At 53.9% G+C, this 13281-nt stretch carries 12 protein-coding genes; 2 read left to right on the forward strand and 10 right to left on the reverse strand.

The genetic code is table 11. The features are described from left to right. Positions 1–292: 292 nt before the first annotated feature. From CLU93_RS27690 to CLU93_RS27720, 7 genes are all read right to left on the reverse strand, one after another. Positions 293–1444 (reverse strand): ParB N-terminal domain-containing protein, encoded by a 1152-nt coding sequence (locus tag CLU93_RS27690; protein WP_099764737.1) that lies wholly within the window; start codon positions 1442–1444, stop codon positions 293–295. Continuing rightward, on the reverse strand, positions 1441–2637 hold the full coding sequence (locus CLU93_RS27695; RefSeq protein WP_099764739.1) for a ParA family protein: 1197 nt from the start codon (positions 2635–2637) through the stop codon (positions 1441–1443). The genes CLU93_RS27690 and CLU93_RS27695 overlap by 4 nt, the downstream gene beginning before the upstream one ends. A gap of 249 nt (positions 2638–2886) precedes the next feature. Then, positions 2887–4455 (reverse strand): UvrD-helicase domain-containing protein, encoded by a 1569-nt coding sequence (locus CLU93_RS27700; RefSeq protein WP_099764741.1) that lies wholly within the window; start codon positions 4453–4455, stop codon positions 2887–2889. 248 nt (positions 4456–4703) lie between these two features. Continuing rightward, the gene (locus tag CLU93_RS27705; RefSeq protein ID WP_071080271.1) at positions 4704–5003 is read right to left on the reverse strand and encodes a hypothetical protein; all 300 of its coding nucleotides are present in this window, start codon (positions 5001–5003) and stop codon (positions 4704–4706) included. Positions 5004–5267: 264 nt separating this feature from the next. Next, the gene (locus tag CLU93_RS27710) at positions 5268–5750 is read right to left on the reverse strand and encodes a hypothetical protein (RefSeq protein ID WP_099764743.1); all 483 of its coding nucleotides are present in this window, start codon (positions 5748–5750) and stop codon (positions 5268–5270) included. A gap of 1237 nt (positions 5751–6987) precedes the next feature. Then, positions 6988–7725: a DUF3577 domain-containing protein gene (locus CLU93_RS27715; protein WP_099764745.1), complete on the reverse strand. Its 738-nt coding sequence runs from the start codon at positions 7723–7725 to the stop codon at positions 6988–6990. Positions 7726–7948: 223 nt separating this feature from the next. Further along, positions 7949–8911, reverse strand: a complete 963-nt coding sequence (locus CLU93_RS27720; RefSeq protein WP_180288041.1) for an ArdC family protein — start codon at positions 8909–8911, stop codon at positions 7949–7951. A 700-nt stretch (positions 8912–9611) separates the two neighbouring features. On the opposite strand from CLU93_RS27720, the gene CLU93_RS27725 reads away from it, so the two are divergent. Together CLU93_RS27725 and CLU93_RS27730 are read left to right on the forward strand one after the other, a co-directional pair. Then, a complete protein-coding gene (locus CLU93_RS27725) occupies positions 9612–10337 on the forward strand; it encodes a hypothetical protein (RefSeq protein ID WP_257225155.1) in 726 nt (241 codons plus the stop codon). Between the two features lie 86 nt (positions 10338–10423). Next, positions 10424–11356, forward strand: coding sequence for an Abi family protein (locus tag CLU93_RS27730; RefSeq protein WP_143451871.1), 933 nt, complete (start codon positions 10424–10426; stop codon positions 11354–11356). Between the two features lie 173 nt (positions 11357–11529). Here CLU93_RS27730 and CLU93_RS27735 read toward each other — a convergent pair whose 3' ends face one another. The 3 genes from CLU93_RS27735 to CLU93_RS28085 all read right to left on the reverse strand — a co-directional run bounded on the left by CLU93_RS27735 (position 11530) and on the right by CLU93_RS28085 (position 13109). Continuing rightward, on the reverse strand, positions 11530–12192 hold the full coding sequence (locus tag CLU93_RS27735; protein WP_257225156.1) for a competence protein CoiA: 663 nt from the start codon (positions 12190–12192) through the stop codon (positions 11530–11532). Positions 12193–12262: 70 nt separating this feature from the next. Next, the gene (locus CLU93_RS27740; protein WP_099764753.1) at positions 12263–12496 is read right to left on the reverse strand and encodes a DUF4113 domain-containing protein; all 234 of its coding nucleotides are present in this window, start codon (positions 12494–12496) and stop codon (positions 12263–12265) included. A gap of 301 nt (positions 12497–12797) precedes the next feature. After that, the gene (locus tag CLU93_RS28085) at positions 12798–13109 is read right to left on the reverse strand and encodes a hypothetical protein (protein WP_143451872.1); all 312 of its coding nucleotides are present in this window, start codon (positions 13107–13109) and stop codon (positions 12798–12800) included. Positions 13110–13281: the final 172 nt, after the last annotated feature.

A 13281-nucleotide genomic window follows, 5' to 3' on the forward strand; every position in this document is an offset into this window, starting at 1 on the left:
TGTAGCGCAAGCACGGTACAACGCTCAAATTTTTGGGCGAGCAGGTACTCACCTCGGCCATGATTCTTCATGGGAGCTCCAGATGCCAAGTGACAGGCGTAAAAAATCCCTTGCACTGAGTTGAGCACCGAACTAGAATCACGGCTGAAGAGTACGTGATTCATGTTTTGGCACTGCCAGAGCATTAGCAGAGGCCCGGTTCCCGCCGGGCCTTTTGCTTTTTAGGGCATCAAATTGTTAGCGTTTCAGATTAGCTCGTCATCGCAGTCCTTATATTTCGTTGATCGACCGGTTATTTCTTGTTGCCATCGGCCAAGGCTTGTAACGCCTTGGTAATTTCGTTCATCGCCAGTTCGGCATCCGCATCGCTGGTAAATTCAAGACGCAGCACTTTTTGGGCCTGATGGACCTTGCAGTAAGTTGCACGTCCCGAACGCACGGTCACCGGCGCCGGCGCTACGCGCGGTGTAACAGCACGCCGGGTTGACCTAGTCGCCATCGCCACTGCCTCGGACTGGGAGGACGTGCCGCTGATGATCGATTCAATCGCTGCCATAACCCCTTCCGTATGGCCTTTGGCATGGAGCGCAGCCAACTCGGCGGCCGCATTGCGGCCAAGCTTATCCTGCTGTGCATCGAGCAGCGGTATCGCCGCAGTCGGCAGTTCGCCGAACACCATCAGGTTGGCAACAGTAGTTCGAGGCACGCCAGCATGCTTTGCGACATCGGCAATGGTCAGCGTTTGATCTTCGTCCAGCAGTTTCTTGAAGCCTACATACTTGGCATAATCCGGCAGAGTGTTGTGAAGCAAGTTTGCATAGAAAGCATCACGGTCAGCGTGTTCATCGTCCGATAGATCCAGCACAGCAGGGATGGTTGCACGGCCACGGTCGACATAAAAATCAAACCGGTTATGTCCGGAAACCACCTCATACCAGCCGTCCGGGGCAGGGCGCAGCGTCACGGGCGTAACCAACTTGTTGCTATCGAGGTTGGCGTACAGTGCTTCCCTTTCCGGGTTGGTCAACTGTCGTTGGCGCCCAGGAATCTTGCGGATGCGGGCCACTGGCGCCTCGAAGGGCACACCCGCACTGCGGGCCGCCTCGTCAAGCGCGGCTTTAAGCGACTCGACTTCGGCCTGGCTTGCTTCCTGCAGTTGCGCAAGACGCACGCGAAGCTCAGCGGACTCGGCGTCAGAGCCGCCATCAGCCTGCTTGGCCAGCGCCTCGTCGAGCTGTCGCTGTAGTTCTTCAATCTTTGCCTGGTACTTCAGTGCATCAAGGCGGAAAGCGCCCAGCTGGCCGGGCATAGTCACATTGCGCTGGTTGGCGATCGGCGTCGGAGGATTTTCGCTGACATTGCGTTCCAGGTTCGCCGTCTGGCCAAGCAGTCGTGCCGCCAACTTATTGACGCGCGGCGGGCGCTTATCGTCTTTGGTGCTCATACTGCTTCCTTCATTTCGCGGTGCGCCCAGCAAGTTTGCAGGGACACGTCGAGTTCCGCCACGACGGCATTAAACGCCTCAATCGCACGGTTATAGGTGCGCTGGCTGCCGTCATAGCTCTCGAGATCGTAAATAGTCTTGAATTCCGCGTAAGCGTTTTTCACCAGATCGGTCTCCGGAATCTCGGCCGTTCCTAGCAGTTCCGGATAAGTTTGCTTGATCCACGTTTTGACAATATCGGTCATGGACACTGACGACTTCACCTTCGACAACACGATCTTGATGAACTCGAATTCCTTGTCGATATCCTTGCCTTCCCGCATCGAGTTGAACAACTCGGAAAACTGCCTGAAGAATTGCGTCGACGACGCATAGTCCAGCGTTTCCGGGGGGAGGGGGATGATCATGCCGTCGGCAGCCATGAAGCTGGCCAGCGCCAGATACGACAATGTAGGAGGCGTGTCGATAATGATCACGTCATATTTTTCGCGCAACGGCTGCATGGCCTTGTTCAGGACGTCCCAAAACTGGAAGTTCGGATCGCCTGCTTGCTTGTTTGGCAAGTAATAGTCAGCACCAAACAGGTCTGGCGACGATGGAATCAAATCAATGCCGTCCCAGTAGCTGGGCAGTGCAGCATAGAGAAGGTCTTCCTTGTCACCATAGACGACCGGCATGACCGTCATCTCCTCGTTCACCTCCGCATCTGGCACAAAACCCATCAAGGTGGTGGTTGAAGCCTGCGGATCCAGATCGACCAGGCAAACGCTATGCCCCATCAAAGTCAACCCCTGCGCCACCGCAACCGTGGTGGTGGTCTTACCTACGCCGCCCTTGAAGTTGCCACAACAGACGACCAGGCCCAGGGTGCCGGCCGGACGCCGTTTGTGCGGGCCGATCTGCTGCACGATGGCGCGCGCCTCGGCCAGGGTGAACATGCGACTACGGCCGTTACCCTTCAACTGACCCGGTGGTATGATGCCCTTGCTGCAGAGATGATTGAGCTTCGTTCGCTCGATATGACACATCTGAGCCAGTCGCGTGCCAGATATCATGGGGGACGTTTTTCGTGGCCATGGCGCCAACAAGTCGTCACGCAGCTGCAGCAGGGTCGCCTCCGCGCGATCGGCGATGCGGATCAACCCGTCGATATCGACGACGTTTCGTGCAGGCAGAATTCGTTTGGCGGACATGCGCTTACCTCGGTGATTGGTGGTTTTTGGCATTGTCGCCGCTTTTTGCAAAAAAACACAGAAAGCGATGACGCGACCGGATATTAACGTTTACAGTCAAAAACGTATATAACTTTCCTTGGTTTACAAGCAAAATATTGCACAGCTGTCGAAATTGCTCAAATATTCACCAAAATTCGACTCAAATGGTTTCATTTAAAGCAATAAAAAGAGGGAAGACGGCTCGTACGAGGCGCCTTCCACTCAACATCAATCCAACGCATCCCTCAGGATGTCGACTTTCTGAAGCAGAAACCGAATCACATCTGCCGAAGTCCGATCGAACGCTTCGACGTTTTCCCTTACCCAATCCTCACGTTCGAACATCGAGCCCTGCAGTGAATGCCAGCGCTCGATACCGTCGCCGGCTTCTGTGGCTTTCACCGAGCCCTGCCGTTGCGCCCGGTCCCCTAACCACTGGGTCAGGCTTTCGGGCAACCGCACTGCATGGATCGCGCGGGTCAAGGCCACATACAGGAGGTTGATTTCCTCCGGGTTGTATTGCTTTTCCGGTGGCAGCTGGATAAAGTCGTCTAGCATATACACCTGGTCGAACTCCAGGCCTTTTGCACGATGGGCGGTCGTCAAAATGACATCCGCCTTCTCTTTCAGATTGACCTGCGACGCTTTCATGGCTTCGTAGATATGCGGAATCTGGCCTTGGTATTGCTCGACGGTTTTCACCAACGCCGCGATCTCCAGGTCATCGGCCTCCACACCGTATCGCTGGAAGTCCACGAAGCTATTGAACCTGCCGACACTTGGACTTGTGATCCGCGACCGTTCGTCTGCCCAAAGAAAATAGGCATCGAGAACTTTCCCAAAGACATAGCTGTCGAAGCCGCCAATGAAATGCAACTTCACGTCGTCCAGTACCAGCTCCGCCGCACTGCTGAACAAGCCAGCGTTTGTTCTGCCGATGATCGTAAATGGCTTCGAGCGATCGACGGACCAGGCATTACTCATATCCGCGCGGCCCACGATGGCCTTGTCTTCCCCCTTAAAGTCAGCGAGCAGCGCACTTGCGATACCCGCGATCTGATCACTGAATCGGAACGACTGCGTCAATGCAACGCGAGATTTGGCCTGCACCGTCTCCATCGCGTTGACCGCACGACGAAAGCCATAAATCCCCTGGTGCCGGTCGCCCACCAAAACTTTCTGGCAGTCCTGTCGCATCACCACGTCCAGGGTCACCGGATTGGTATCCTGTGCTTCATCGAGCAAGATAATGTCGAATGCCAGGTTCGGATGTTCAAGCGCCCATATCTTCAGATACCCGTCATGCGGCATCTTGATCGGTGAGCGCTTATCCTTCATCGCTGCAAACACTTTGCCGGCGAGTTGCACGATGTCGGCCGCGCCGGCCGGATCCCCCTGCAGCTCCACATCCAGGTGTTCGTCGGAGACCAAGGTATCCGCAGAGCAAAACCAGTTGGCCAAGGTCTGCAATGCATCCTTGGCCCTTTTGGTATTGCACTGGAAAGTCTGGCCAATTTCCCAAGCCTTGGGACTGCCAAGCTTTTCCTGATAACGTTTCCCCACTTGGGTGTATGCCAGGGAATGGGTGGTTCGGCACTGCACATTTTCCGGAAACCGCGAGCAGGCCTCCGATGCGACCGATTTGTTAAAGGCGATGTACAGGATGCGTTTATCCCGCCTGCACTTCGAATACTCAACGAGAGTAGTGGTCTTGCCTGTGCCGGCAAATGCATCGACAGCAAGCAACATGCTGTCGTTTTCCACCACGGATATTTGTTCACGAGTCATTGATGACATAGCATTCTCCTATAGATAAAAAATTGGCCGGGAGAACGCAGTCCCGGATGGGAAGGAGTTCTTCCCGGCCGGGCACATACGTCAGCTACAAACTTGTTAAAAATAGTGCGCAAGTGATTAACTCCAAGCAAAAATGCGCTGGAAAATCATTGAACAAGGAAGGTCAAAAGAGGCTCACATACCCCAAAAAAAACGGTATCGGCCATGCAAGGCGTAGAAGATTTCCTACGCGGGATTTACGTCGGCGACTAACCGAAGTAAAGTTTAAAGAGAACCGGAAGCTGCAAGCTGATCAGGAAACCCACCATTGCCTTGAGCAACGTCGTATCGCTACGAAGCTTCTCAAGCTCGGTTGTCATTTTCAACTGCGAGGTTTCGATCTTCTGCAATAGTGAGGATTCAAGTCTCATCATATCCTCCGGAAATGCAACAGATCTGGACAGAACTTCGGCCATGACCTTTGCGTGAACAGCAGCTTGTACCGCGGGTACACCCGCTTCTTGAAGACGCTCGGAGTACCCTAACGAATCAAATTGAAAGCTTGACATAAAAGCTCCTTTGGTCAGCAAAACTCCCGGAGCGTCGCCCTTAGGGCTGGCCTAAGGAGCGGTGATTGTGGACATGTACCCCGAGCAAAAAGCTGCGCTAGTTTCAGGGGTTGACTAGCTTGCGCCGAATCGAAATTCAGCGTACCTCAAAGGTCAGTGTAGTCCCAGTGACCAAAATCGTCCACTACCATGACATGCTACGTTTAAGAAAATCCAACAAGCAACATTGGGTCGGACCTATACACGCTACCGACAAATCCGGATCTACTCGGCCTTGGGAACACGAATGGCATTCGCCATCCTTTTGCTGTCTTCAAGCAGTGCCGTGGTTATTGTGGGAAAGCGGTTAAATAAAAGCGCTTCTGCCAGTTCAATTCGACAGGCGGAGCGCTGCCAGTGCTTCACCCGCAAGTGCAATGGCACCTGGCCCCGTTCATGTTCGTGGGCGGTTTCAGGACCAGGCATCCACACGCCGCTCGGGTACTGCAGGCCGCGCATTTTATGAGCACGGCCGCCGATTTGCAGATATTTGGTGTACTTGCGGAGCTGGTCCATTGACATTCTCATCTCTGCCGCCAGGTCTGTACCTGTGATCTGACCCGCCGCCACGATCAAATTCTCGACGCGTTTTGCGACGTGAGGGCGGACGTCTTCATTTCTCTCGCGCTGTACAGCACGTTTTGTCGAACCGCAGCTGGCATCTGGCGCGACGGCCGCACCATGAAAATCATTTGTAATCATTTTCATCACAACCTCCTGTAAACGCTAACTGGCTATCGCGTCAACCATGTTTCCGGATGGACGAGCTCCCAGCCGAGCTGACGCCGAATTTCGTTCTGCGATGGAGGCGGCAACGAAGAACACCGCCGATCCTCCATCCAGCGCCGTACCTGCTCCTTCGTCGGCCGAATCACCGAAACGGGATGCCGACTTGAAAACGTATCCATATCGTTAATCTCCTTTCATCACAAAAAAATCGAAACACCATGACAGGTTTTGCGTCGAGATAACTTCTTGACGCTGCTGCAGAAAAGTCGTTTATGGATTGCCCTGCCGCATGCAGCTAACTTAGCGTGAGGTGGGCATCAGGTCCTTGGAAAAAATGTCATGCAAGGAGCTGTAATGCGCTTGCGATCAACGCGAGCATCTGGTAGCGAACGGACTAAAAAAATTACCTTCGACTGAACCGTATGCAGTAAGAAAAGTGAGGAGGCGCTTGGCGCCAAGACTGTGCCAGGAAGATAAGCAACGAAGGTAGCCATGTGTTTCCCTGGAAGAGACGAATGCCTCTTCCAGGAACCCATGTGGGACTGATGCAGTTTGAAATTTGCCTTCTCCGCAGCGGCCAGTGCCAATGAAGATCTGGCGGTGATCATCATTATGCGACGGTGCTTCTCGGGTCACCCGAATGCGAAGGCCAAGGGTGGCGACAGGTTTGCGCTAGAGAAATCCTAGCAGCAAAGGCTACAGCTCTGGGGGCGGCTGCTGCCCAGTTTTCAGCTTCCAGCGGAACCCGTGGCTTTCGAATGGCGAGCGTGTGGCCGCTTGCGCCGCTGCCATGCGAAAGCCGCGTGAACATAGAAATTGCTCTTGGCCGGATAAAAGGAGTGGGAACTGTGACTGGACCCAGGCTTTAATGCGAAAGCAGCCAGTTCCAGACTGGCTGCAGATGGGACTTTGCTTCGAGACTCCAAACTCGGAGCTCACGATCCATGCCGTCAACTTGCGGGGTTGGCCGGAGCGGATCGCTCATTGCACAAAGACTCCAGGTCCGAAGACCGTACGCGTTCCAGGAGTTGACGCGTTGCAAAGACCCAGTTTTTGATACGTCAAAAACTGGAAAACACGTGGTGAAATCGGTGTCATTCTTTCCATAGCGGACTCTCCTCAAGTCTGCAATGGAAAGAATCCCCTCGTATTGAGGGGATTCGGATCAGACCATAAAAATTGAGTTGCTAAGGTTCTGCATACTCTCAGTTTGAAACTACTCGCGACCACGGGAACTGCTGCGGAACGCTGGTTCCGGAGCGTTGCGGGCCCCCCTGGCTGGCTGACTTGCCACCCCGCCTATGCGTGAAGGGAAAGGCTTAACACTACCAGCTGGCCCGTCCGGCATGGCATCGTCCGGATTATGTTGCTCTTCCATTTGACCATCGTCATCACCGCTACGATCGTCGCCAGCGTCCTGTCCACCATGCAGGCCGGCGGACAAATCATCGGTACGCTCTTCGCGATCGCGTTGAAATACCACAACGTCATCGATCGCAATATGGGTAATAAGGAGAAGGCGCCCTTTGATGACGGCGGCCGGCTCCTGCTCACCTGTTTTACGGCCATGCTCCTTGATATCTCGCAAATAGGCATGCGCATAAGTATCGCCGACGGTGAAGGCGACGAAGATCTTACGACCAGCTTCGCTATCCTTGATCAGCTCCGAGACGAGTTCGATCGCTTCTTGGCCGCTTACCCGCAGATCCATGTAACTATACTGTGGATCGACGATTTGTCCATGCAGTGCATTGATGGCACAGGCCAAAAACGCCTCTGCTTTGCGGCCGCTACCCTTGAGAGTTACCCAACGGATCCGGTTTATATAGCCGCAGCCCTTGGTGTGCAGATCGAAGTACCCTGACGGCTCAGGTGCTTTTTTTTCCTGTCCGGCTTGACGCGCCGAACCAGGAGTTTTCGAAGAATTGTTGCGGCTGTTAAATATGTTCAACATGATGATCTCCAGTCAAAAAAAAGCGAAAGGAAGACCATCCGAGCCCCAGGGGATCGAGAAGAGGTCTTCCCGATCGGGGTGGCAGAAGCGCTACAGAGACTCTGATCCCGGCAATGCTGGCCAGGACGTGTGGGTTGCAAGAGTTTGACCCACCGCAGTTGCTCAAGTGTGAGCAAATTCAATATCAACAATAGGACGAGCGGACGACGGTGTCAACCCAATTTTACGCTTGTCTCGCCGACTGCCGCCCACTGCTTTGTAGGTAAGACAGATCGTTAATTTCACTGCCTGGTAGAGAATGCTCGTCAGCGACTTTTCCCTCGCTATTCCCCAGTTCCAGCACAAAGGAACGGATCTTCTCCGCAGCGTTACAGGCTCGAAAAATGGCCTGCGAATCGTCGCGAATGACCTTGATCCAGCTACCAACATAGGCGGCATGCTGGCTCGGATCATGGCCCAACGCGAGCTCGTCGCCAAGCATCATGCTCGCGATTTCCGCACACAGTTCTTCGTATGCATATTCCTGGCTACCAAACGGATGAAAAAGATCACGGCTGAGCCTGGACGAGTGCCCAGACCAGTGCCCCAGTTCATGTAACGCCGTGGCGTAGTACTCCACGGCGGAATTGAACTGGCGGCGTGCCGGCAGGTGTATTACGTCATCGACAACAGCATAGAATGCTCTATCACGCTGGTCATGTTTAATGGTAGCACCGGAGAGCTGCAGTATCCGATCGGCCCTCTCGATTGGATCAAATTCAAGCTGAGCTGGCTGTAGGGGATCTAACCCGCTCACCTGTTCAGCGTTGAAAATCGTTGTAAAGTACATTTTAGGCTTCCGCCCGGCCGGCTGCGGACTATCGGATGTAACACAATCATCGGAATCTTCGGGCGCGGCAGCCTCCGAAAAGATCCACCGCCGAATCGCTGTCCCGCGCTCGTGTCTTCTAACGCGCGCTCCTTTAAAATTCGCCTGATTGAGCGTCATCCACCGGGGATCTTCAAATGGCTGGGCCATGAGGTTCAAGGAATTGATACCTTTGTATCTTCGCCCGGAAGCAATGTTGTACGGTGCTGTGCCGAGCGAAGATGGTGCCCAAGGCTTTTGCCATGGAGCGGCGCCCCGCTCCAAGAGAGTGATCAATTTCTTCGCGACGTCATCGCAATAGTTGGATCCTTTTTTCATGATGAACTCCCCAAAAAAATGGCCACGAGAAGTGGCCAGATTGAACAAAGGAAGCACGCAACCGTTCATCCGCCGGGATGGGCAGCAGTGTGCAAATAGGAATGGAAGGCTAAGAGCGGAATGCTCTCGAGATTGAGGGAAACTCCCGTGCGCTGGGCACGTGCAAGGAAGCGGGAGCAACTTGCACTTGGTGATCTAAAAAGATCATCATTTAACAATGTTAGGCCTTCCGAAAAGGTATGTCAATCCGGCTCCTAAGTGAGTTTGATTGCAACGCCGGCCACCTTGGCTTAGCGTCGACCCGTCCATACGCGCCAAATTGATTGTGACGCGCGCGCCACAGTGAGCGTGGGACACAGCGCCGCCGATTAGCCCCGCACCAGGCGCTCAATGGCGCCGACCTCTTGGTGTCGACCTCTTGGTGTCGATCGCGGTCGACCGCTTGAGCCAACCACTTGCGCTGCCTTGAGCTGCGGCCGCGGCACTGGCGCCCTCAGACGCGGCCGCCTTGGATGTGATTGCGGCCGACCTGAGCGGGCTGCCGTCGGCTTCAAGACCTGCAACGCCGTCCAAGTCAGGGCTAGGTGCACCACAACGCCGTTGGGATATATCTAGAGTGTAAAGCGTCAGTCTTGACCACACCAAAAACTCGTACGCTCATCGCGCAAACATGATTGTATATGCATAATAATGCCATATCATGCGCGATATCATGCTAGTATGCGACTATGTTGAGATTCAGGGGATGAAAATGGCATTCAGGGCAGACGAAGCGGCACGCGCAGGGTTGGAAAGAGTACTGAACTATTTCTTGCCACGGGCTAAGGGCTTCGAGGATTCGGAAAGAGATGAAAGCAAGGGCGATCTGCTAAAAATTCTGCAAGAGTGCGGACCAGTCGTTGATGCTTACCCGAGTTGGCACCCACTCGTCCGCAACCATGACAGCCGCCATCCCGTCACCACGCCCGGTGAGGATTGCGGCTACAAGGGGCTCGACCACACACGATACTTCGCTAATGGATTTATCACTTGTCCGTACGGTGACGGCCAGGCAGTCATGGACTCAGTATTGAAATGCCAACACCAAACAGGTGGGTTTATTACAGCGGAGCGGCTCAGTTTTAGGCTCTATCATCCCGATGCGACCCCGATTCTTGTTCGGTGCCATTGGGAAAAACCATTGGACGCTAATGGCATGATCCCATTGGCTGTAGCCTTACCTCTTCTTCTTGAGAAGGAGCTTCCGATGTGGCGGTGGGCGGAAGTGGCTGAAACATGGAAGTCGATGCGCCCCTATTTCCTCGGTATGCCTCAAGGCAGCAGATCTTCCCTTTTTGTTAGCCAAGACACAGGTCTGGCGTTGAAGAAAATTTGGGAGGCGCTTATTAATACCGGCATGTATGGCCCGATCAAAGAGCGAGATTAATACGCCAGCCTTAGAGCTGAAACACCGAACTGATACCCAACGTCGGCCGGCGCCGCCGAGTAGATAGCATTTACAGAAAGCACAAAGTGGCATCGAAAAAACCGAAGGCTAAAGCTGCGGCTGCTAAGGCGGCAAAAGTCACCTATTCTAAAATTGCCGAACCGTACCAGAAGACGCTGCACCGGCTGTGGAATAAAGGGTTGATAATCGACAACAGGATCGATGCCGAAAACGCCATGAAAACCATCGGTTATTATCGGCTGCTGATATACATGCGGCACTTCCAGAGTAGAGCGGCGCCCAGGAATTTTCTCCCGCGGTCGAAATTCAGCTCTATCGTTGCGCTCTACAATTTCGACCGGGAAATCCGGCTGCTGACGTTCAATGCGATTGAGAAGCTGGAGGTGGCTTTGCGCACGGCGATCATCAACCCCCTTGCCGAACAGCATACGCCGCACTGGTATCTCGATCCATCCCATTTTAACGATGACATCAAATTCCATGGCGTCATGGGAAAAATCATCAAGGACGCAGGTGTTTCCAAAGGGTTGGCACTGACGCACTATTTCAACAAGTACGATTCTCCGGTACTGCCTCCGATCTGGCTGGTGTGTGAAAAACTGACCTTCGGCGCGTTGTCACATTTCTTTGCGGCACTGCGAATCGATCGGCGCAAGATCGTCGGTCGCTACATATGGTCGTATCCGGAGCATTTGCTGGTTTCCTGGTTCCACAGCCTGAATCACTTGCGGAACATATGCGCCCATCAAGACCGGGTATGGAACAACCCCATAACAGTGCTCCCACCAGAGGCGCATAAAGCCTATAGTGCGGAATTCGCAGCTCCGACAAGCTTTTACAGTCGAGCTGTCGTGATACAGCTACTGATGCGGGAACTGGGCCTGAACGGCTGGTGGCGCGAAAGTTTACTTGAATTGTTGGCATCCTGCCCCCACGTGAATCAACGTAACCACCTGGGATTTCCAGATAATTGGCATACTCGGCAGGCGTGGGCTTGAGAACGAAACAGCTGCTTGACAACGAAACAGTTGTTTGACAAGTCGTGATAATGCATGTAGCATTACAAATGACAACGCTGGGAACGCCTCTCATGGAAGCGAAACATCCTTAGCTAAAAGGCGCGCAAGCGCCTTTTTCATTTTGTGCTTCCGATTTTTGCCAGGATCGGTCATCAGTTGAGGTTCCAGGAACCTTTGCGGTACTGATACGAGCCGTTCAAGATGCCATCCAGCCACGCCTGCACTGTCGCATACTTCATACCGCCAAAATTGATCTGCTGCTCGCTTTCGGTGTCCAACATAGAGACCGGCAGCTCTGGAAGAGAGCCAGTCCCAATACCCTCCTCCGGCCACTTATTTCCGTAGTCGCGCTTTAGCAGCAACGGGCCTGTTGCCTTTACGAGTGTGTGGAATGTTTCCATTCGAACCAGCCAATAACACTCCACGCCTGAGGCCTTGTATCGCTCCTGGCGCCGAGTGAAGTCGCGAAGATGTTGATAGGATCGCTGCAGCTCTATGGCGATGGTGCGCCCGCTATGCGAAAACAACACATCAGCTGTCCACTTGTCGCCGGCCGCCGTTTGTCCTGGCGCCTCGTCACGCCCCTCGATGCCCAAGCCCCGCAATGCGGCCAATACGGCCGTTTTGCCGGCCTTGTGCCATTTCGTTTCCGGCGCCGTGGCGCATTCATCTGTGAGGTGGGCGAAGAACGGCACTCCCCTGATGCTCGTCTTGAGCACGGCCGGCGCCTGGCAACATGGCAGTATGAAGTCGCCCAGCTGCGCGCTTTGCTTCAACGCTTCCCATTCGCTGAGGGAGAAATCGATTACGTCCACTGGCTGTCCTGCACGAGTCCAAGCATAGTGTGTCATGTCAATCTTTGTTGGCGTGTATGAACGTGCAAGTTTAACCTGCCCGGGCGATTGGAATTTCATTCCATCGCGTCGTACAACAAGGTGTTTTGTTTTCGGACTGCATGACCCTGCGAGGCGCCAGGCAGGCCGACGCCAGCGTCACCGAATCGCACCCAAATCGCTGATTCAACGCATCGAGCGCCGCCATCATCTTGACGTCGCTTTCACGCCGCCGCACTTCATCGAACAGCACGCCCTGCAGGGTTCCCCTGGGCGAAATGTGCATCAGTTGTACGCCGGCTTTTTAGATTCAGCGCAAAATGCGCCAGGCGTGACAATGCGGGTCCGGCCGAAGCGACCGCGCTGCAATAGACCAGCGCGACGATCGCCAGTTACCAGATAGTCCGCATCGCCCGCGAGCGCCATCGCAAGATTGCTCGAACCGACACTACGGAATCCGATCGCATCAGTAGTCTCTCCGCTGCAGGAATCGATGCATTCGCTTGCCGCGACATTGCAACCTGGGCCAGCTTGGCTTGCAGGCCCTCGTAGCCACTTGACACCCAAGCTACAGAGGCCCGCGAGGATCATTCCGGTTTGGATCGATGGTCATTTTTGGTAATGCACGCGAGGTTAGTGGCGTTCTCCTTCTTCGCACAGAATTCTTGGTAAACCGCGGCATGTTCTCGTTTATATTCAGGATTTTGCATAGCGGAGTTTAGCTCGTCATCTTTATACGACACACCGCGACGAGTCTCCAAGCGATGCAAAGCTTCCGCGGCTACCGGCGACACTCTCTCGATCACTTCACGTTTCGTTAATGGAACTTTTTCGCTGGCTTTTGAGTGAGCCAGGGAAGCAGACAAAATAAGGATTGTTGCGTAAAGGTACTTTTTCATGGTTAATTCTCCGTTAAAAAAGGTTTGCCGTAGTAACTGTCAGGACGCGACGGCATGCACGTCGGTAACTTCAACTTCAATCATCAGATGGTCCATGCCATCATTTACATAGTTGTAGGTCATGGTTTTCAGGACTGAGCTTCCGATGGCTCCTTAAACGACGACTAGCGAC

This window comes from Janthinobacterium sp. 35, assembly GCF_002754575.1.
Lineage (GTDB): Bacteria > Pseudomonadota > Gammaproteobacteria > Burkholderiales > Burkholderiaceae_D > Janthinobacterium > Janthinobacterium tructae.

Bases quoted from the DNA above. Each gene is read 5' to 3' on its own strand.
- CLU93_RS27690 (WP_099764737.1), bottom strand. From the start codon at position 1,444: ATGAGCACCAAAGACGATAAGCGCCCGCCGCGCGTCAATAAGTTGGCG.
- CLU93_RS27695 (WP_099764739.1), bottom strand. From the start codon at position 2,637: ATGTCCGCCAAACGAATTCTGCCTGCACGAAACGTCGTCGATATCGAC.
- CLU93_RS27700 (WP_099764741.1), bottom strand. From the start codon at position 4,455: ATGTCATCAATGACTCGTGAACAAATATCCGTGGTGGAAAACGACAGC.
- CLU93_RS27705 (WP_071080271.1), bottom strand. From the start codon at position 5,003: ATGTCAAGCTTTCAATTTGATTCGTTAGGGTACTCCGAGCGTCTTCAA.
- CLU93_RS27710 (WP_099764743.1), bottom strand. From the start codon at position 5,750: ATGAAAATGATTACAAATGATTTTCATGGTGCGGCCGTCGCGCCAGAT.
- CLU93_RS27715 (WP_099764745.1), bottom strand. From the start codon at position 7,725: ATGTTGAACATATTTAACAGCCGCAACAATTCTTCGAAAACTCCTGGT.
- CLU93_RS27720 (WP_180288041.1), bottom strand. From the start codon at position 8,911: ATGAAAAAAGGATCCAACTATTGCGATGACGTCGCGAAGAAATTGATC.
- CLU93_RS27725 (WP_257225155.1), top strand. From the start codon at position 9,612: ATGCGCGATATCATGCTAGTATGCGACTATGTTGAGATTCAGGGGATG.
- CLU93_RS27740 (WP_099764753.1), bottom strand. From the start codon at position 12,496: ATGCACATTTCGCCCAGGGGAACCCTGCAGGGCGTGCTGTTCGATGAA.
- CLU93_RS28085 (WP_143451872.1), bottom strand. From the start codon at position 13,109: ATGAAAAAGTACCTTTACGCAACAATCCTTATTTTGTCTGCTTCCCTG.